Genomic DNA, 19,920 nt, shown 5'->3' on the forward strand with positions numbered 1-19,920 from the left:
GCTCAATGAATGCGCAGGATTGCGCGTCTTCGTTGCGGCGCGCTCCCTGTCAGGTATGAACAATTCAGGCGGTAAAGTCTAGCTGAATTTTTCCAGTCCCCGCATTCTGACTCAATTCAGCACTTTATTTATTTTGCGAAAAATACCCAGCCATTTTTGCAGGAAGGACTGGCGTTAGGCTATTCTTCTGTCTGTATTACAGACACACTTTAAAATATTGCCGATATGCGTATTTTCAAACGCTCCTGGCCGCGCTTTTAATGTCGAAGTTTTTTCTTTTAGGGTAAGGAAGGCTTGTGCTGAAAATACTGGGAAAAGCGTCATCTATCAATGTGCGCAAAGTGTTGTGGACCTGCCAGGAGCTTGGGCTGGATTTCGAACGTGAAGATTTCGGTGCGGGTTTTCAGCCAACAGACACACCGCAATTCAAGGCGCTCAACCCCAATGCGATGGTGCCGGTGTTGATCGACGGTGATTTTGTGCTGTGGGAGTCCAACGTCATTTGTCGTTATCTGGTGGCAAAAGAAGGGCGCAGCGACCTGTTATCTACAGATCCGCAAACCCGTGCACTGACCGAGCAGTGGATGGACTGGCAGGCGGGTGATCTGAACAACTCCTGGCGTTATGCCTTTCCGGCGCTGGCGCGCAATAGCCCGCAGCATACCGATCGGACTCTTATTGACGCCGGTGTCAGTGACTGGAACCGTCATGTGCAGATGATTGAAGAGCAGTTGCATCGTAGTGGCGACTATATTCTTGGCAACAGCTTTACGCTGGCTGATGTACCCATCGGCCTGGCAGTCAATCGATGGTCGATGACGCCGATGTCACGCCCGGCGCTGCCTGCGGTTACGGCCTATTATGAAAGACTTAATCAGCGGCAGGGTTTCCGCCTGTTTGGTCGTAATGGTACCGCCTAAACAAAAAAATGGCGCAGAATGATAAATCCTGCGCCATTTCATTGTGTGGTATTAATCTTTCATGGTGATGAGATTATTTGAAATCTACCATCATCAATTCTGAAATTGATTGGCCACGCGTCGTGGTGACACATTTATCAATATAACTTCTGAACGGAGCAGGTTTAGGCATGCCCATGTCCATTAAGCGCTGATTATCAAATTTGACATTTAATTCGGCAAACCCACCATACAATTTAATGGCACGTAAGATAATTTTATCATTACAGGGTCCAAGAATATCTTTGAACTGTTTCCTGATGCCGGTGAAATCTTGATAGGATAGTTGTTTATATTCATCAATAATCGTCTTTGTATTGCTGGCTTTAGCGACAAAGGTATCGATTTCATGGAATGGTGTACACATCTCTTCACCAGAGGAAATATGGTAGAAATCATGCTGAATATTTTGGTTTAGGCATAAGTTCACCAATACCATCGCGCAATAATCTACCGGAATAACATCGATATTCGCATCGAATGTACAGGTGAATTTCTTCAGTTTAATTGCCATCAGAAACACCCAAAAAATACTGCTGGATGGGCGGCAACCGAATTGTGTATGACCGACGATGATAGAAGGCCGTGCAACCACAAAGGGCATCTGTGGGCATTCCTGACGGATTAGGTTTTCTATCGCGCGTTTGGAGGCGGTGTACTGCACCAGATCTTCATTATGGTCATTATCCGGCATATCTTCGTAGAAAACGCTGCCTTTGTCAGGCATTGAGGCCATAGCAGTCCCGACGTGTACAAAGCGTTGTAGGCCTTTCACCTGCGCCATTCGTTTAGCAAAGGCCAGCGTACCGTCAACGTTAACTTTCCACAGTACTGGGTTGTTGCCAAACGACGCGATAGCAGCGCAGTTGATAACGTGCGTAATATTGTCCAGGCGCGTGTCATCAATGAAGTTTTCTGGTTCAGCAAGATCGCCGACTAAAATGGAATCTTCGGTTATCAGTGACAGTTGTCTTTCACTTAATTCAAATTTTTTCAGGTTATTAATGATCCGGCCTAGACCTGCCGCTTTATCGTCTGCCCTGACTAATAAAAGTAATTGAATATTATCCAGTGAAGGCTGGCGAAGAATATGTTCAACCACTGCACCGCCGACAAAACCTGATGCGCCGGTAATTAAAATGTTTGGCATGACGATTACCTGTAACGAGAAAGTCCCGGCACAGTATCACTGAAATTGTAAACCGCATGTATACCAACGCAGGTGATAAATAAACGGGAGTTAAACGAAGTGGAGTGATAAATGCTGAAAGTTATTGCAATAATGCGCGATAAATATAATAAGAGTCACTTCCTTACAGCTGGTAATAATGAGAATTAATTAATTATATAAAAAATCCGTCAGGCCGCTATATCGTTTAAATTAGCAGGCTTAGAGATAATATTATGGTACTTACGTGCGTTTTATCTGCGAGGGTGACGTCCTGAGGTCAAAATCATCTTTGTCTGCTTGCTGTGGTTTTTGTTAGGCTGAGCCTGCAAGACCCGTTTTGAGTGTGGGATGATCACGCCGCTTTGTGTAGGAAGTAGGCACTGCTTCCGCATTAAGATAAACTGATGGATAAACAGGTGCGCACAAAAAATGAGAGCGTGCGGAGTGTTACAGTAAGCGTAGCGGATGCCGATAACTGGATGAAATCAGGAGTCTTCATTGAAGTTCCTGAAGGGAATATTGAGCTGGTGATTCCCTCGCGCGCGTAAATAAGGTACAAGGCTGCATGAAAATCCCAAATAGAATCCAACCTCTGGTGGATGACGGCCTGATAGACGATGTGGTCCGTCGACTAAAAAGCGGCAAAGAGGCCGACGTTTACACCGTGTTATGCGGTGGAGAGATCCGTTGCGCCAAGGTTTACAAAGAAGCCACCCAGCGCAGTTTCAAGCAGGCGGTGCAGTATCAGGAAGGGCGTAAGGTCCGCAACACGCGCAGCGCGCGTGCTATGCAGAAGGGCTCGAAGTTCGGTAAGAAGCAGCAGGAAGAGACCTGGCAGACCGCTGAAGTGGATGCACTCTTTCGCCTGGCCAATGCCGGTGTGCGCGTTCCACAGCCTTATATTTGCCTTGATGGCGTGTTGCTGATGGAATTGATCACCGATGCCGAGGGGCTGGTCGCGCCGCGCCTGAGCGATGTCATGCTGACGCAGGAAGAGGCGACAGCTGACCATGACACCATGATCCGCAATATTGTGCGCATGTTGTGTGCCGGTATCGTGCATGGCGATTTATCAGAATTTAACGTGCTGATGGACGCCAATGGGCCGGTGATCATCGACTTACCGCAAGCGGTAGATGCTTCTGCTAATAACCATGCGGAGTCGATGTTTGAACGTGACGTGAACAATATGCGTAGTTACTACGGTCAGTTCGCGCCAGATCTGTTGGAAACGCGTTTTGCCAAAGAGATCTGGGCGCTTTACGAAGACGGCAAACTGACGCCGGAAAGCGTACTGACCGGCGAGTTTGCTGAAGACACTTCGAAAGCAGACGTGGGTTCACTGCTGGATGAGATCATCGCCGCAGAAGATGAATATTACGACCGTCAGCGTGCGCTAAAGGAACGTGACTTCAACGACTGATTTGACTATAAACGCCGGTTGTGGTCTGCATCGGGCTAGTCGCGCATGACTGAATCGCGGCCACAAAAACCGGCGTTCTGCAAAACAGGCTGGCCTGTTTCTGAAAGAATAAACGCCGCCAGCGTTTCGGCTTTATCCGTGCAGGTTGCCAGCGCATAGTTGGCACGCACATTATAATCAGCCGGGATGTTGAACACTTCCAGCGCATCATTTTCCCGCAGCAGAGTAGCGTAGCTGGTATAGCCAATAAACACGTCGGCTTGTCCGGTGCAAATCAGCCATTCTGCTGCCAGTTTCCCCTCCGGCACTTTCGCCGACGTTTTACCGCCCACCAGACGCAACGCCTTATTACGTAATATTGCCCCGGCATCGGGATGACGTCGCTCAATCAGTTCGAACATCTGCCAAGTGTAATCACCGGAAGGATCGCTTAGCGGCGTTGACGTCGCGAGCCGAAATCGCGGGTCGAGCAGAACGTTCAACCAGTTCAGCTTTTCCAGTTCCGGCCCTTTACGCGCTGTCACACACAAGCTGTTGCCGCAAAATGTCTCTACGTGCAGAGCTTTGCCGTGCTGTTGTAGTGCCAGCGGATGCGCGGTATTGGCCGAAGCAAACAGATCGACTTTTTCACCCTGCTCGATACGTTCACGCAACAACCCGGCGGGACCGAACTCGGTTAAAACTTTGCAACCCGTTTCTTTCTGGAAAGCCTCGCACAGAGGTGCCCACGCCAGGCGTAGACTTCCAGCAGCCAGCACTTTTATCGAATTAGCCATGAATCTCTCCTCATCGTAATGTCGCCTCAACCTTAGTAGCGTCAGGGTTGAGGCAAGCACCCTGTACGCTTTATCTCTTATTGACCAACATAATGAGTACGATAGAAACGCTGATAGTAATCATCGGCCTGTTTTTGCATATTGATGTCGGTAAACTTTTGCGGATAAAGCTTTTTCGCCATCCACAATTCGCCGATGGCCAGCGCTTCCGGCATCGGGTAACCCCATGCTTTGGCGTATTCTGGCATCAGATAAACTCGGTGATGCTTTACGGCATCGATCGCTTGCCACTTCGGATCCTGATTAATTTGATCCACCACTTCCGGGTAACGATCTTGTACGAAGATCACCTGTGGATCCCAGGCGATCACCTGCTCCATCGCTACCTGTTTAAAGCCTTTTACGGTTGCAGCCGCCACGTTCATCGCGCCTGCGTGTGCCATCATCAGCCCGGTGTACTTACCTGAACCATAAGTCGTCAGTTCAGGATTGGCCATGTACGTGCGGATATGCTGGTCAGCCGGAATGTTTTTCAACCGCTGACTGACCCGTTGGCGCTGAGCAAAAGTATAGTTGATCAATGCCTGTGCTTGCTTTTGCCGGTTTACCACTTCGCCAATCAACCTGATGCCATTTTTCAGCCCGTCGTCGTAGGCTTTATCTTCATTAGCCAGTATAGGGTTGAGTTTTCCAGCTTGCTCTTTGGCATCTTCGCGCAGGGAGATGGCGATGACCGCAATACCGGTCTGGCTAATCCGATCAATCATCTCCTGCGGTGCATAGTTGGTAACGAACACCACCTGCGGATGCAGCGCGACCAGACTTTCCAGATTGACGCTGGTCAGGTCACCGACTTGCGCTTTATTTTCCAGCGAAGGCGCCAGACGGGCATAACTATCGCCTAGCTGTTTTTTCCAGTTGTTCAGCACGCCGACGATGTCGTCCGTAGCGTCGAGCTGCACCAGCAGATTGAGGGTTTGATGTTGCAGTACCACCACACGGTCAACGCGATCGGGGATGGTGACCTGGCGTCCAAGCTGGTCGGTGACCTGACGGGAAGCCCATGAAGTAAGGGGAGCAAAACTCAGCGCAATGCTGAGCAGAAAAACGGAAGGTAAAATGCGCACGGTAGAAATCCTTTGATTCGTTGTGCAAAGGATTATATAGCGATACGCTTCATCATCACATGACTAAAATACAAGCGTTTTCAGAAATAGCAGATTACTTGCGTGCTTCAACCAGTATCCGCACCGCTAAACCGCTGAGTACCGTAGCCATCAGCCAGCGTTGAACCAGCATCCACAGCGGACGGCCCGCCAGAAAAACGGCGATATATCCGGCGGAAAGGGCGATCAGCGCGTTAAAGCTCATACTGATCAGGATCTGAGTACTGCCCAAAACCAGCGACTGCATCAGGATATGTCCCTGTTCCGGGACGATGAATTGTGGCAACAGCGACAGATAAAGAACGGCGGTTTTCGGGTTCAGCAGATTAGTCAGCAGACCCATGGTGAACAACTTTTTCGGGCTATCGTGCGCTAAGGTTTTAATCTGAAAAGGCGAGCGACCACCCGGTTTAACGGCCTGCCAAGCCATATACAACAGGTACATTGCGCCGCATAACCGCAGGGCATCATAGGCAAAAGGCACAGCCATTAATAATGCCGTGATACCGAGCGCCGCAAATACCATATAAAACACAAAGCCTATTATCACACCGCCCAGGGAAATCATCCCGGCTTTAGGCCCCTGGCATAACGAGCGCGAGATCAGATAAATCATATTCGGACCAGGCGTTAGCACCAATCCCAGGGCAATCAGCATAAAAGGTAACAGGTGGGCGGCATCAGGCATGGCATTCTCCGGCGTTGAAAGTCAGGCGTTTAATCAATAACCCTCCAACAGATATAGAGCTTTTTGGGCTGTTTTGGCAAGCTTTCAGAAATCAATGAGGAGAACATCATGTTAATTATAGCGCCCCTGGATCCTTTCACGACGAGTTTTGACTCATTGCTGGAGGAGAGCAAGCTGGAGGGGCAACGAATGTTGGTGCGCTTGCTTGATAACTGGCATTCGGGGATGAATCGCTTCGCTTTGCCTGGAGAGATGCTTAACGGCGTGTTTTCTCTGGATAGCGATCATCAACGGCGTCTGGTCGCTATCGGCGGGCGTAATATTGATCCCTACATTAATCAGTTGCGTGCCGGTCGTATCCGTCATCTGTATGTTACCCATGCTTTGCGTCGGCAAGGTGTCGGGCAGTTATTGATGACCCACCTGATTGATGGTGCATCCCTTTATTTCGATTACCTGAATACCCATGCGCCGCAATCTGCCTATGCCTTCTACCAAAACCTTGGTTTTGAGCCGGTAAACGGCGATGAGAATGTCACCCACCGTTTAATATTTTGAATGTTGCCTTGTCATTTCAATAACATCATTGCGTGGCAGACTGCTTTAACGTTTTTTAAAACAGGGAAAATTGATGATCAATAACGATATGTCCTGGCGTTTGGCGAAGGCCAGCCAGATTGCTGCACAGGCAGCCGAACTTGCATTGGGTTATTTTAATCGCCGTGATGATATTCAGGTCAGCAGTAAAAAGGTGCAGGACTTTGTTTCGCAGGCCGATGTGGCCGTTGAGCAGTTTATCCGCGCCCAGTTGGCGGAACATTTCCCACATGACGCCATCATTGGCGAAGAGCTGGGTGGCATGTTAACCGATGCGGCATGCTGGGTTATCGATCCCATCGACGGCACATCTAATTTCCTGCGAGGCTCTCCGTTGTGGGGCGTTTCCCTCGGACTGGTGGAGCATAAACAGCCGATGATCGGCGTGGTCGCTCTGCCGGTTCTCAACGAACAGTTTGCTGCCGAAAGTGGCAAAGGGATTTTCCGCAACGGGCAGCTTTTCGTGCGCGATGGTCGCTTTGGTGACGTGCAGATTGTTTCGCTGGGTGACAGTTCGGATGACAAGCTTGATGAAGCTGCACAATTTTATCAGGGACTGCGGGCTGCGGATTGGTCAGTACAATGTTACCGCTGTACCACGGTCGGCATGGTGTTCGCCGCAAAAGGTATTACTGACGGCCACCTGCAACGGCGTACGACACTGTGGGATATCGCCGGTGGTGCGGTGCTTTGTCAGGAAGCGGGGCTGGAAACCGTGGTCAGTTTTGGTTCGGAAAATATTCGGGATTTATCGGTGGCAGCGGGCACGCCAGGCTTAATGGCAACCGTCAGACCGCTTTGGGATTTGCAGCCAAGGTAAATTGGCTGGGTATTGACAAGATTCGAGCGTTAATAGATATTGAATTTAAATTCAAATAATTAACATTTTTATTCACTTGAGAGGTGCTAATGCCCAATCCATTGCTTCCCGTTGAACAGCAGTTTTATGCTTATAATGAGCACGACCTTGAGAAGTTTGTGGCCTGCTTTAGCGACACCTTCAAAGGTTACCGGATGCCCGCGACTGAACCTTCTACCGTCGGTAAAGCACAACTGCGTGATTTTTACGCCAGCCATCGCTTCAATAATCCAGCACTGCGCGCCGAACTGATTTCCCGCTCGGTGCTGGGTAATAAAGTCTTTGACCACGAGCGTATTCATGGTCTGAACGATCAGCCGCTCGAAAGCGTGGCTATCTTTGAGATACAGAACGGATTAATTGAAACAGCATGGTTTTACTTTGCATAAATCCGCCAAGACGTTGAAGTAAATTTAAAGCGAGGAGTGAGTTGCCACTTACCCTATTTATGATAGCGCTGGTTCAGCCGTTATGGCCGTATTTAAGGTCTCGTTAAACTTCCGCAACTCTCCAGACCATGCCTTCTGCGATTTGCGGGCTCAAAGACAAAAAGTGATAAGTGGCGATTACCTTATACTTTCATTCAATTAAATAACATCCTGAATTTGTCCGGCAACCCTCTGATTACATGATGAAGATCAGCGTTTAACAAAATGAAATATTATTTCATTTTGCTATAAAGTTCCCCTGATTCCTGCCGTTATCTCTGTTTCCTGTCACTCACCCTGTAGTGTCCTGATGAAAAAAATAACCAATCTCTCCGTTCTTGCCCGTCTGTTGGGTGCATTTGCACTCGTTCTTACCCTGATGCTGGTTCTGGCAACGACGTCGGCCTGGCAGTTGAAGAATACTAATCAGCAGATTGAAGACTACCGGGCGTACCGTCTGCCGGGCGTTCAGTATCCGCTGGTGATGCGTGGCACACTGTCTGAGCTGCGTCTGCAACAGGTGCAATACATCGCCTCACCGCAGGGCACGTCCCGTGACGGTCACCGGGTTGAAATCATGCAGGCCGTCGCTAACTTTAAGGCGGCGGAAAACGCCTACGAAAATCTGAACAGCGCTGGCAGTCAGTCGGCCTTGTTTAAACAAATCATCCATAACTTTGAGCAGTTCTCGCTGGCGAATGATCAGGTCATTGCCGCGATGGAACGCGATGATATTACGCAGGCTACCCAAATCAGCGGCGACAACTCCCGGAAATATCGCACGCAGTTAATGGCCGATCTCTCCATGTTGGTAAACAATGAAATCAGCAACAGCGAGCAGGCGGCTGCGCATGCGCGCAGTGATTACCATATCGCCAGCTTGCTATTCCTGGTGCTGGTGGTTTTTGCTCTGGTGCTGTCTGTGGCCATGGCGTTGTTACTTGCACGTAATCTGAACCGCCAACTGGGCGGTGAACCGGCTTATGCCGCGTCGATCATGCAGGAAATTGCGGCGGGCAATTTGGCGGCGGAAATCATCCTGAGGCCCGGCGATAACAGCAGCTTACTGGCATCACTGAATAGCATGAATCAGCAGTTGAATCGGACTATTCATCAGATAATGAGCGGCAGCGAGTCGATCAATCATGCGGCAAGCGAAATTGCACAAGGTAACATTGATTTATCGCAGCGTACCGAGGAGCAGGCGGCGTCGCTGGTGCAAACCAGCGCCAATATGCAGAACCTAACCGCCACCGTCAGCCAGAATGCGGAGAATGCGCGTGAAGCCAGCCAGTTGGCGCATGCGACGTCTCAGACGGCATTGCAGGGAGGCTCGATTGTCAGCGGTATGCAGGAGCACATGCGCGATGTTTCCGGCAGCTCGAAGGAGATCATCAATATCATCAGCGTGATTGAGGGGATTGCATTCCAGACCAACCTTTTGGCACTGAATGCGGCGGTGGAAGCTGCGCGGGCAGGTACTCAAGGCAAAGGATTTGCGGTGGTAGCCAGCGAGGTTCGCGTATTGGCGCAAAAAAGCGGGCAGGCAGCGAAAGAGATTAAAAATCTGATCCACGGCACCGTCAACAAAATAAACGAAGGTTCGCAGCAGGCCGATCGCGCCAGTCATGCGATGAACGAGATTGTCAGCTCGGTGAACAAAGTCGCGGGGATCGTCAGTGAAATTTCCACGGCCAGCACTGAGCAGCATACCGGAATTCATGAAGTCGGGATTGCAGTGGAGCAGATGGATCAGGTGACGCAGCAAAACGCCGCCCTGGTGGAGCAGGCCGCTGCCGCGGCGCAATCACTGACCGAGCAAAGCCTGGAGTTGCGCAATGCCGTACAGTTTTTCCGCACAGCGGCAGAGTGAGAGCGCGCGCTGCTCAGCGTTGCTGCATGTTTGGGGGTTGAGGTTCCCAGGCTGAATCAGGATGCAGGGCAATCTGCTGCGGCGTCATCGGGCGACCCAGCAGGTAACCCTGCAACGTATCGCAACCCATTGCGGTGAGGAATTCTTGCTGCTGGGTCGTTTCCACGCCTTCGGCTACCACTTTCAGGTTCAGGGTCTGGCCCAGCGCGATGATTGCCTGCACAATGCTGGCATCTTCGCTGCCGGCAACCAAGTCATTGATGAATGCGCCGTCAATTTTTAGCTCGCTGGCGGGCAGCCGCTTCAGGTACAACAGGCTGGAGTAGCCGGTGCCGAAGTCATCAATAGAGGCCCTAACCCCGTATTCAGTCAACTGCTCGAGGATTGCCACGCTGGTATCTGGATCACGCATCGCAGTAGTTTCGGTCACTTCGAGCGTCAACATTTGCGGCGGAATATGATGCCGCTCGATGGTTGCGATCACCATCGCTACCAAATTGACCTGTTCAAACTGTAAAGCCGACAGATTCACCGCCACTGTCCAACTGCTGTGGCCGGATAGATGCCAGATGCGCAGTTGGCGGCACGCTTCGTTAATCACCCATTCGCCAATGGAAATAATCAGACCCGTTTTCTCGGCCGTCGGCAGGAAAACATCTGGGCTGAGCATGACCCCGTGGCGCTCCCAGCGTAACAGTGCTTCGAACCCAGTCACCGGGCCGTGCGGGGCGACAAATTTGGGCTGATAGTGCAGACGTAATTCGTCACGTTCGACCGCCATGCGTAAATCGTTCAATAACTGCAACTGGTCTTGCGCATTGGCATTCATCGATGGCTGGAAGAAGCTGTAGCCGTTGCGTCCCGAATTCTTGGTGTGATACATCGCGGCATCGGCATTGAGCATCAGTTCGCGCTCATCTTTACCATCCCCCGGATAGACGGCAATCCCGATGCTGACTGAAACCAGCAACTCATAACGCGAGATCTGAAAAGGTTTGGCAATCAGATGCACCAATTTATCAGCCAGCGTAGCGGCGTCATCGGGTTCTGCTATTTCTAACAACAGTACAAACTCATCACCCCCCAGGCGTGCCAATGTATCTTCCGGACGCACCTCTTCACGCACTCTCTCAGCAACAGCGAGTAATAACTGGTCACCCACGTGGTGGCCAAAAGCATCGTTTACTGCCTTGAAACCGTCGAGGTCGAGAAACAGCAGGGCAAATAGAGAATCACCGCGCCCAGCTTTCTGAAAAGCCTGACTCAGGCGGTCTTCCAGCAACAGACGGTTAGGCAGTTTAGTCAGATTGTCGTGCAGCGCCAGTTGCGTTAGTTCACGGTTAGCTTGTGCAAGCGAAGAGGCCAACACCGAGGTACGCGCCTGCAACCGACCGTCGAGCACAGAAATGATCAGCGTGATGGCCAAAACGGCCAGCGTTACCACAATCACCAGCAGCGCCAGCCATTGATTACTTACGCCGGAATTTGCAGCCATGCTGTGGCTACCTTTGAGGAAATTAGCTGCGGCCATGCCGATGTAATGCATACCGACAATTGCTGTGCCCATAACGACCGCAGCACCCGCGCGCAGCATTTTGATGTTAGGTGACTGCTGGCGCAGGTGAAACGCCATCCAGAGCGCTGTGCCGGAAGCGGCTATCGCTACTACCACCGACAGTGCAACCCAGCCGATGCTGTAACTGATGCCGGGCATCATGCGCATAGCAGCCATGCCGGTGTAATGCATGGCCGCAATACCGCCGCCCATTAACAATGCGCCGAACAGCAGACTTTGGGTGGGCAGACGCTCATGACAAACCAGCCATAGGGCAAAGGCAGAAGAGACGATGGCGATCACCATAGAAAACAGGGTGATCAGTGGGTCGTAACCCATTGAAACCGGAATGCTGAAGGCCAGCATTCCGATAAAGTGCATCGACCAGATGCCGATACCCATGGAAAGGGCGCCGCCCGCCAGCCAGAATCTGGAAGCCTTTCCTTGTGTGGTTGCCACTCGTCCAGCCATATCGAGTGCGGTATAAGAAGCCAGCATGGCAACGATGAAAGAAAATAAAATAAGCACAGCATTGTAATCACTGGAAAGCATGCAAGACTCCACATATTAAAGTGCTTATATAAATGGTTAATTTTAGTGCGGTGATGATGGCATTAACTAATAATAAAGGCTAATGAATTAGTGGAAATTCATTAAATTTACTTAAGTTTAAGGGGGGCAGGATTTACAGGGAATTGAACCACCATACATTATTAAGACCTAATAAAAATAGGTTTTTTTTAATATAAAATACAGCCCTGAGGGTATCGACTATAGTTAATTATAAATCAACCTTATCAGTTAGGAGCAGAATGCATGATCACGGTTCATCATTTAAATAATTCGCGCTCACAGAGAATTCTGTGGATGCTGGAAGAGTTGGAAATTCCGTACCAAATACAACGATATCAACGTGATGAAAAAACCATGCTGGCGCCGGATTCTTTGAAGAAAGTGCACCCTTTGGGGAAATCACCCATTCTGGTGGATAACGATCTGACACTGGCTGAGTCAGGTGCCATCATCGAATATCTGCAAGAGGCTTATGACGCACAAGGCAACCTTAAGCCAACTGACCATTTTGCACGGCAGGCATACCGTTATTGGTTACACTATGCCGAAGGTTCGCTGATGCCAATTTTGGTGATGAAGTTAATCTTCGGACGTCTCGGTAAACCGCCAATGCCTTGGCTTATTCGTCCGATTGCCGGAGCGATTGGTAAAGGTGTACAGCAAAATTATTTGGATAAACAACTCGCCACCCATGGCGCCTATCTCGAAAAACATCTTGCCGACAGTACCTGGTTTGCGGGCAGTGATTTTAGCGCGGCGGATATTCAGATGAGTTTCCCGATTGAGGCTATGGTATCCCGTGGCGGGCTGGATAAATATCCGCATGTCAGCCGCTGGCTGTCGACTATTCAGGCGCGCCCCGCCTATCAGAAAGCGCTGGAGCAGGGCGGCCCCTACCATATTGGGAGTTAGCGGATAGACCCTCCATCCTTCAAGTTGAAGATGTGTTGGCTGCGTTGACTCACCCGAATAAGATCTTTTGACACTATATATTATGTTTTACCGGCGTTTTTATTACCCTGTAAGTTGTTCCGGTGAAACATCAGTGAAACCTATTATCTCTTCAGTACTGTTTCTCTATTATTGGATTTGCGTTGGAGATAACCCGCCGTGTTTATTGGACATGGCGCTTAACTTGTACAATATCGCTTAACCCTGCCTGAACGCCGTCTTTTTCGCCTGCCCGTATTGCCTAAATATCAGACAAAATAAATTTGTGCACAACCCACTTTTCTGGCAAAAAACTAAAAATACCGGGTTTGCACAAATTTCCGGGCGATATGCTTTTTTAATGAACAAATAAGACCAATTTGTCGTGAACAGGAGTTGAAAAGAGAGGGTTAATGGCTGGATAATCGTTTGCTTTGCAGTTCCCGTGGTTTTTATTTCCGCCTTACGCGATGAGAGTTAAACGTTTGCCTTGGTTTTGTGGCCTGTTTGTCAGCAGCATTTCACCGGGTAGGGAAGCGAACGTGACGAAACGGTTTCGTAATGACCACGCAGGCTTTTCAGCAAGACACTTCAGAGGGTTTCACATGTCTAGTCAACACAGCCAAACGGGCGGCACCGCTGCGCGAACGGGTTCGCTTGATGCTTTTTTTAAAATCTCTGCCCGCGGCAGTAATGTTCGTCAGGAGATCATTGCAGGTCTGACGACGTTTCTGGCTATGGTTTATTCCGTTATTGTTGTCCCGGCCATGTTGGGTAAAGCTGGTTTTTCACCCAGCGCGGTCTTTGTCTCGACCTGTTTAGTGGCAGGTTTAGGTTCTTTATTAATGGGGCTGTGGGCTAACCTGCCGCTGGCAATTGGCTGTGCTATCTCGCTGACGGCATTTACCGCCTTTAGTCTGGTACTGGGCCAGCACATCAGTGTACCCGTTGCATTGGGTGCGGTCTTCCTGATGGGGGTACTGTTTACCATCATCTCAGTAACCGGTATCCGCTCATGGATATTACGTAATTTACCGATGGGCGTTGCGCACGGTACCGGCATTGGTATCGGCCTGTTCCTGCTGCTGATTGCTGCCAACGGTGTCGGTCTGGTGATCAAAAACCCTCTCGATGGCCTGCCAGTGACGCTTGGCGCATTCACCTCTTTCCCGGTAATTATGACGCTGCTCGGTCTGTCAGTTATCTTCGGTCTGGAAAAACTGCGTGTTCCCGGCGGTATTCTGCTGGTGATCATCGCCATTTCCATCATTGGCCTGATTTTTGATCCAACGGTGAAGTATCAGGGCCTGTTCGCCATGCCGTCGCTGTCTGACGCCAATGGCCATTCTGTCCTGTTTAATCTCGACATTATGGGCGCGCTGAAGATGGCCGTGCTGCCAAGCGTACTGGCGCTGGTCATGACGGCCGTGTTTGACGCCACTGGCACGATTCGCGCCGTTGCCGGTCAGGCTAACTTGCTCGACAAAGAGGGTCAGATCATCAGCGGTGGTAAAGCGCTGACGTCTGACTCCCTCAGCAGCATACTGGCCGGCTTGGTCGGTGCTGCACCGGCGGCGGTGTATATTGAATCTGCTGCGGGTACGGCGGCAGGGGGCAAGACAGGCCTGACGGCAACCGTGGTGGGTGTATTGTTCCTGTTGATGCTTTTCTTGTCACCACTCTCTTATCTGGTCCCGGCTTACGCTACGGCACCGGCGCTGATGTATGTCGGACTGCTGATGCTGAGCAACGTCACCAAACTGGATTTCGATGACTTTGTTGATGCGATGTCTGGCCTGCTGTGTGCCGTATTTATTGTGCTGACCTGCAATATTGTGACCGGTATTATGCTGGGCTTTAGTGCGCTGGTTATCGGCCGCATCTTCTCCGGCGAATGGCGTAAGCTGAACGTTGGCACCGTGATCATCGCGGTGGCATTAGTGGCGTTCTACGCAGGTGGATGGGCTATTTAAGATTTTTTTGGCGAAAAAATGTAACGCTTTTTAGAATCAAAACCTTGGGTTGCCACCCAAATTGGCCTTAAGTTCAAAGCCAAAACCTTGGGTTGCCACCCAAACTGGCCTTAGGGGCGGCCAATCGCCGCCGCCCCTAAGAACCCCGGGCTCTTTTAAAAACAGCAGCTGCGCTGGTCACAATGGCCGTGTTTCAGGCGCAGCTGTTATAGCCGCAAACTCCGCCGCTGCGCGGTCCTCTCCGTTCGGGCTTCAACCCGCGCAAACCCCCGCGCGGTTTTGCGCCTCTCCCTCGACGTCGTTTTGAACGCGGCCGAGGCTTTGTTAAATTCAAAACCGGGGCTATTTTTATCTTTTAAAAAGTACGGGGCGCATTCAAAAATGCCGCTGAATGAGAGGTGAGAAACGGCGAGCGGGTTTATTGCGAGCTGGTCCGAACCCGAAATGAAGGTACCGCAACGCGGCGGTATTTTGCGGCTATAACAGCAGCAGCTGAAACACGACCATCCCGATTCAGCGATAGCGCGCAGTTAAAAAACGCAGGAGTTCCAAGAGGAGGCACGTTTATGCCTCCTTTTGGGCCAGTTTGGGCGGCAGCCCAAGGTCTTGACGTTAAAAGCCAGTTTGGTCGGTGTGGGCCGACGCCCACGGTTTTGAATTTAAAAAGCAAGTTCGGAGCGCAATCCGAAACCCGCCGATTTGGGCGGCAGCCCAAGGTCTCGACGTTGAATTTGAAAGTGTCCCTGTGGCCCCGAACAGCACGCTCTGATTTAAAAATTCCCCTTTTTTGATCTACTATTCCCCAAGTCTGTGTCAGACCCCGTCTGATTGAAATCATAAAAATAAGAGTCTAAGGAAAGCATGGAAATCTTCTTTACTATTCTGATTCTGATTCTGGTGGTGTCGCTCTCCGGTATCGTGAGCAGAATGTTGCCATTTCAAATTCCACTCCCTCTCATGCAAATCATCGTCGGGGCTTTGTTGGCCTGGCCGAATTTTGGCTTGCACGTGGATTTCGACCCTGAGCTGTTTTTAGTTCTTTTCATTCCGCCGCTGCTGTTTGCCGATGGCTGGAAAACCCCGACCCGCGAATTTTTACGGCACGGGCGCGAAATAATCGGGCTGGCGCTGGTACTGGTGCTGCTCACCGTTGTCGGTATCGGTTATCTGATTTATATGATGGTGCCCAATATCCCATTGGTCGCTGCTTTTGCGCTGGCGGCGGTGCTCTCTCCTACCGATGCCGTGGCGCTCGGCGGAATTGTCGGCAAAGGACGTATTCCTAAGTCGATCATGGGCGTGCTGGAAGGTGAGGCGCTAATGAATGACGCGTCTGGTCTGGTGTCGCTGAAATTTGCTATCGCCGTGGCGATGGGCACCATGATTTTCACCGTCGGCGGTGCTTCGGTCGAGTTTCTTAAAGTGGCTATTGGCGGCCTGATGGCCGGTGTGGCAGTGACCTGGTTGTACAGTAAATCGTTGCGCATTATGAGCCGCTGGAGCGGGGATGATCCGGCGACGCAAATCGTCTTTCTGTTGCTACTGCCATTTGCCTCATATTTGATTGCCGAACATATTGGTGTGTCCGGCATTCTGGCGGCCGTAGCTGCCGGTATGACCATCAGCCAGTCCGGCATTATCCGTAATGCCCCCTTGGCGATGCGCCTGCGTGCTAACAGCGTATGGGCGATGCTGGAGTTTGTATTCAACGGGATGGTGTTTATCCTGCTTGGCTTGCAATTGCCGGGCATTCTTGAGAACTCGCTTGCTCAGGCTACCCATGATCCGTCGATTGTCACCTGGCACCTATTTGCTGATGTCGGCATTATTTACTTTGCGTTGCTGCTGCTGCGTTTTACCTGGCTATGGGTGATGAAAAATTTCAGCAACCGTTTCATGAAAAAGAAACCGTTGCTGTTTGGCAGCTACAGTACTCGTGAACTGTGGGTAGCTTCGTTCGCTGGGGTGCGCGGAGCGATAACCCTGGCGGGTGTGCTCTCTATTCCCTTGTTTCTGACCGATGGCACCGCTTTCCCGTCGCGTTATCAACTGGTGTTCCTGGCGACCGGCGTGATCTTGTTCTCGCTGATTGCCGGCGTGATTGCGCTGCCGTTCCTGCTCAAAGGTGTAGTGATCGCCGACGGTTCGGCATCCCGAGAAGAGGAGCGGATGGCGAAGTCGATTGCCGCCGAAGTGGCGATTGAAAGTCTGCATAAAATGGAGGAACGACTCGCGGCGGATGCCGAAGAGAATATCGATGAGCAGGCGCTAAAAGAGATCAGTTCGCGGGTGATAGGCACATTGCGACGGCGAACGGCCAATAAGGATGATATAGAAACTGCGCTTAAGCTGGAAAACCTCGAACGTCGCTTCCGCCTGACTGCCCTGCGTGCAGAGCGTGGCGAGCTTTATCACCTGCGCGCCACCCAGAAAATCAGTAATGAAACGCTGCAAAAGCTGCTGCATGACCTCGATTTACTCGAAGCGCTATTAGCAGAAAAGGAAGTGTGATCGTCTTTCATTAATGCTTCGGGCACCGCGGGTGATGGGCGGCTTTTGGAAAAGCTTTTAAAACTGTTTATTCAATTTCAATTTCAAGTTCAAGTTCAAGTTCAAGGTCGTGGGCTCCGGCCCACGCCGGGTTAAGGGGATTGAAACGAATCCCCTTAACAATCCCGCGTTTTTTTATGAGACTTCCGCAGCTACGCTGGTCACAATGGCTGTGTTTCAGTCACCGCTGTTATAGCCGCAAAAGGCCGCCGCTTGCGCGGTGCCCTCACTTCAGGTTCGGACCCGCTCGAAAAAAACTCTCGCCGTTTCTCACCATTTGTTCGGCGTCATTTTTGAATGCGGCCTGGACATTTTAAAAATTAACACCGTTCTGCTTTTGAACTTGAATGCGAACCATACTTTTTTTAAAAAAATACATAGATCTGGTTTTGAATTTAGCAAAGCCTCGGCGATAGGCGCCTCTTGAGGCCAGTTTGGGAGGCTAGTCCAAGGTATTGAATTTGAAAGGCAGTTAAAAGCATTAGTGGGCCGCCGCCCACACCATTAGCGCGTTAATGGATCACCTGTGACAGAAATTCTCTGGTCCTCGCAGATTTAGGATTTGCAAAGAACTCCACCGGTGGCGCTTCTTCCACGATCTCCCCGCGGTCCATAAAGATCACCCGGTCGGCGACAGTACGGGCAAAGCCCATCTCGTGCGTTACGCACAGCATGGTCATGCCTTCATCTGCCAGTCCAATCATGGTATCCAGTACTTCTTTCACCATTTCCGGATCCAGCGCAGAAGTCGGTTCGTCGAACAGCATGATTTTCGGTTTCATGCATAACGAACGGGCGATGGCCACGCGTTGCTGCTGACCACCGGAAAGCTGGCCAGGAAACTTGTGTGCGTGCTCGGCGATACGTACGCGTTTCAGGTAATGCATCGCCAGTTCTTCGGCCTCCTTCTTCGGCATTTTACGCACCCAGCATGGCGCCAACGTGCAATTTTGCAGTACGGTCAGGTGCGGGAATAAGTTGAAATGTTGAAACACCATACCGACTTCAGTACGTACGCGTTCGATGTTGCGCAGGTCGTCATTCAGCTCAGTACCGTCTACCACGATCAACCCTTGCTGATGCTCTTCCAGATGGTTGATACAGCGGATGGTAGTCGACTTGCCTGAACCTGAAGGGCCGCAAAGTACAATGCGTTCACCCGATTTCACGTTCAGATTGATGTTTTTCAACACGTGGAACTGTCCGTACCACTTGTTCACGTCTTGCAGCGTGATCATCATTTTTTTAGGTTCAGTAACTTGATGTTCGCTCATGGTTTACCTCAGTGTGCGGAACGTCCGGTGTGAAAGCGTCTTTCCAAATGTTGGCTATAACGCGACATGCTGAAACAGAAAATCCAGTAAACGGCAGCGGCGAAGACGTAGCCTTCGGTCGACATGCCGAGCCACGCCGGATCGACGGTGGCTTGTTGTACGCTGCTAAACAGGTCAAATAGACCGATGATTATCACCAGACTGGTGTCCTTAAACAGCGCGATGATGGTGTTAACCAGACCCGGTATCACCATCTTTAATGCCTGCGGCAGAATCACCAGACCCTGCGTTCGCCAGTAGCCCAGCGCCAGCGATTCGGCAGCTTCAGTCTGTCCTCTCGGCAACGCCTGTAGGCCGCCGCGCACCACTTCCGCCACATAAGCCGACTGGAACAGGATCACCCCAACCAGCGCACGCACCAATTTGTCAATGTTGGTGCCTTCTTGCATAAACAGCGGCAGCATGACGGAGGACATAAACAGTACGGTGATCAGCGGCACACCGCGCCAGAACTCGATGAAAATCACCGACAGCACCCGCACGATGGGCAACCGTGAACGACGTGCCAGCGCCAGTAAAATCCCCAGCGGCAGCGCACCGGCAATCCCGACGGCGGCGATGATAAGCGTCAGCGTCAATCCACCCCACTGGCGGGTTTCAATCACTTTCAGGCCAAAGAAACCGCCGTACAGCATGAACCAGGTAAAAATGGGGAACAGAATGATCCAGGCGGTGATGTATCGCCCACGTCGTGGCATAGCACTCACAAACATGGGGATCAGCGTCAGCAGCCCGACGATAAGGGTCAGGTTGATGCGCCAGCGCTCTTCAAACGGATATAAACCATACATAAACTGGCCGAAACGGGCATGAACAAAGACCCAGCATGCGCCCTGTTTGGTACAGTCAGCGCGGGTGGTGCCAATCCAGTTCGCCTGAAAAACGACCCAGTTGAGCAGGGGAGGGATCACTACCCACAGCAGCCACAGGCAGAAGAGAGTCAGCAGGCTGTTAAACCAGCTGGAGAAGAGGTTTTTACGCGCCCATAACACGGCGGTACCGACCGGCGTGCCGGGTTTTGCAACCCTCAGGGAATGGGGAACTGTGCTCATCGTCATTCGTTTC

17 protein-coding genes are annotated in these 19,920 nt (G+C 51.0%); 10 read left to right on the forward strand and 7 right to left on the reverse strand.

Annotation, left to right across the window (positions count from 1 at the left end):
* Nucleotides 1–296: 296 nt before the first annotated feature.
* A complete protein-coding gene (locus ACMV8I_RS12645) occupies nt 297–920 on the forward strand; it encodes a glutathione S-transferase family protein (protein ID WP_498865569.1) in 624 nt (207 codons plus the stop codon).
* 73 nt (nt 921–993) lie between these two features.
* Here the strand turns inward: ACMV8I_RS12645 and ACMV8I_RS12650 are convergent, their stop codons facing one another.
* Entirely contained in the window at nt 994–2,109 is a 1,116-nt protein-coding gene (locus tag ACMV8I_RS12650) for an SDR family oxidoreductase (RefSeq protein WP_498865570.1), read from the reverse strand.
* Between the two features lie 425 nt (nt 2,110–2,534).
* Between ACMV8I_RS12650 and ACMV8I_RS12655 the strand changes: the two genes are divergently transcribed.
* Nucleotides 2,535–2,678, forward strand: a complete 144-nt coding sequence (locus tag ACMV8I_RS12655) for a hypothetical protein (protein ID WP_498865571.1) — start codon at nt 2,535–2,537, stop codon at nt 2,676–2,678.
* A 17-nt stretch (nt 2,679–2,695) separates the two neighbouring features.
* Nucleotides 2,696–3,553: a PA4780 family RIO1-like protein kinase gene (locus ACMV8I_RS12660; RefSeq protein ID WP_498865572.1), complete on the forward strand. Its 858-nt coding sequence runs from the start codon at nt 2,696–2,698 to the stop codon at nt 3,551–3,553.
* Nucleotides 3,554–3,588: 35 nt separating this feature from the next.
* Here ACMV8I_RS12660 and modA read toward each other — a convergent pair whose 3' ends face one another.
* From modA to ACMV8I_RS12675, 3 genes are all read right to left on the reverse strand, one after another.
* A complete protein-coding gene (gene modA, locus ACMV8I_RS12665) occupies nt 3,589–4,329 on the reverse strand; it encodes a molybdate ABC transporter substrate-binding protein (protein ID WP_498865573.1) in 741 nt (246 codons plus the stop codon).
* Between the two features lie 77 nt (nt 4,330–4,406).
* Nucleotides 4,407–5,450: an ABC transporter substrate-binding protein gene (locus tag ACMV8I_RS12670; protein ID WP_498865701.1), complete on the reverse strand. Its 1,044-nt coding sequence runs from the start codon at nt 5,448–5,450 to the stop codon at nt 4,407–4,409.
* Nucleotides 5,451–5,550: 100 nt separating this feature from the next.
* The gene (locus tag ACMV8I_RS12675) at nt 5,551–6,183 is read right to left on the reverse strand and encodes a LysE family translocator (RefSeq protein ID WP_498865574.1); all 633 of its coding nucleotides are present in this window, start codon (nt 6,181–6,183) and stop codon (nt 5,551–5,553) included.
* Nucleotides 6,184–6,291: 108 nt separating this feature from the next.
* Here ACMV8I_RS12675 and ACMV8I_RS12680 point away from each other — a divergent pair, with 108 nt between their 5' ends.
* From ACMV8I_RS12680 to ACMV8I_RS12695, 4 genes are all read left to right on the forward strand, one after another.
* Nucleotides 6,292–6,741, forward strand: a complete 450-nt coding sequence (locus ACMV8I_RS12680) for a GNAT family N-acetyltransferase (RefSeq protein WP_498865575.1) — start codon at nt 6,292–6,294, stop codon at nt 6,739–6,741.
* Between the two features lie 73 nt (nt 6,742–6,814).
* Nucleotides 6,815–7,600: an inositol monophosphatase family protein gene (locus ACMV8I_RS12685; RefSeq protein WP_498865576.1), complete on the forward strand. Its 786-nt coding sequence runs from the start codon at nt 6,815–6,817 to the stop codon at nt 7,598–7,600.
* Between the two features lie 89 nt (nt 7,601–7,689).
* Nucleotides 7,690–8,028, forward strand: coding sequence for a nuclear transport factor 2 family protein (locus ACMV8I_RS12690; protein ID WP_498865577.1), 339 nt, complete (start codon nt 7,690–7,692; stop codon nt 8,026–8,028).
* Nucleotides 8,029–8,377: 349 nt separating this feature from the next.
* Complete coding sequence (locus ACMV8I_RS12695; RefSeq protein ID WP_498865578.1) at nt 8,378–9,940, forward strand: methyl-accepting chemotaxis protein; 1,563 nt, start codon at nt 8,378–8,380, stop codon at nt 9,938–9,940.
* A gap of 13 nt (nt 9,941–9,953) precedes the next feature.
* Here the strand turns inward: ACMV8I_RS12695 and ACMV8I_RS12700 are convergent, their stop codons facing one another.
* Nucleotides 9,954–12,047, reverse strand: a complete 2,094-nt coding sequence (locus ACMV8I_RS12700) for a putative bifunctional diguanylate cyclase/phosphodiesterase (RefSeq protein WP_498865579.1) — start codon at nt 12,045–12,047, stop codon at nt 9,954–9,956.
* 264 nt (nt 12,048–12,311) lie between these two features.
* Between ACMV8I_RS12700 and ACMV8I_RS12705 the strand changes: the two genes are divergently transcribed.
* The 3 genes from ACMV8I_RS12705 to ACMV8I_RS12715 all read left to right on the forward strand — a co-directional run bounded on the left by ACMV8I_RS12705 (nt 12,312) and on the right by ACMV8I_RS12715 (nt 17,482).
* Nucleotides 12,312–12,980: a glutathione S-transferase family protein gene (locus ACMV8I_RS12705; RefSeq protein ID WP_498865580.1), complete on the forward strand. Its 669-nt coding sequence runs from the start codon at nt 12,312–12,314 to the stop codon at nt 12,978–12,980.
* A 623-nt stretch (nt 12,981–13,603) separates the two neighbouring features.
* Nucleotides 13,604–14,971 carry an NCS2 family permease gene (locus tag ACMV8I_RS12710; RefSeq protein WP_498865581.1) on the forward strand — a complete coding sequence of 456 codons (1,368 nt, stop codon included), beginning with the start codon at nt 13,604–13,606 and terminating at the stop codon, nt 14,969–14,971.
* 861 nt (nt 14,972–15,832) lie between these two features.
* Entirely contained in the window at nt 15,833–17,482 is a 1,650-nt protein-coding gene (locus ACMV8I_RS12715; protein ID WP_498865582.1) for a Na+/H+ antiporter, read from the forward strand.
* Nucleotides 17,483–18,033: 551 nt separating this feature from the next.
* Here the strand turns inward: ACMV8I_RS12715 and ACMV8I_RS12720 are convergent.
* Both ACMV8I_RS12720 and ACMV8I_RS12725 read right to left on the reverse strand, forming a co-directional pair.
* Nucleotides 18,034–18,795: an amino acid ABC transporter ATP-binding protein gene (locus tag ACMV8I_RS12720; protein WP_498865583.1), complete on the reverse strand. Its 762-nt coding sequence runs from the start codon at nt 18,793–18,795 to the stop codon at nt 18,034–18,036.
* A gap of 8 nt (nt 18,796–18,803) precedes the next feature.
* On the reverse strand, nt 18,804–19,907 hold the full coding sequence (locus ACMV8I_RS12725; RefSeq protein ID WP_498865702.1) for an amino acid ABC transporter permease: 1,104 nt from the start codon (nt 19,905–19,907) through the stop codon (nt 18,804–18,806).
* Between the last annotated feature and the right edge of the window lie 13 nt (nt 19,908–19,920).

Origin of the sequence: Ewingella sp. S1.OA.A_B6, from assembly GCF_049889095.1 — a bacterium.
Classification (GTDB): domain Bacteria; phylum Pseudomonadota; class Gammaproteobacteria; order Enterobacterales; family Enterobacteriaceae; genus Ewingella.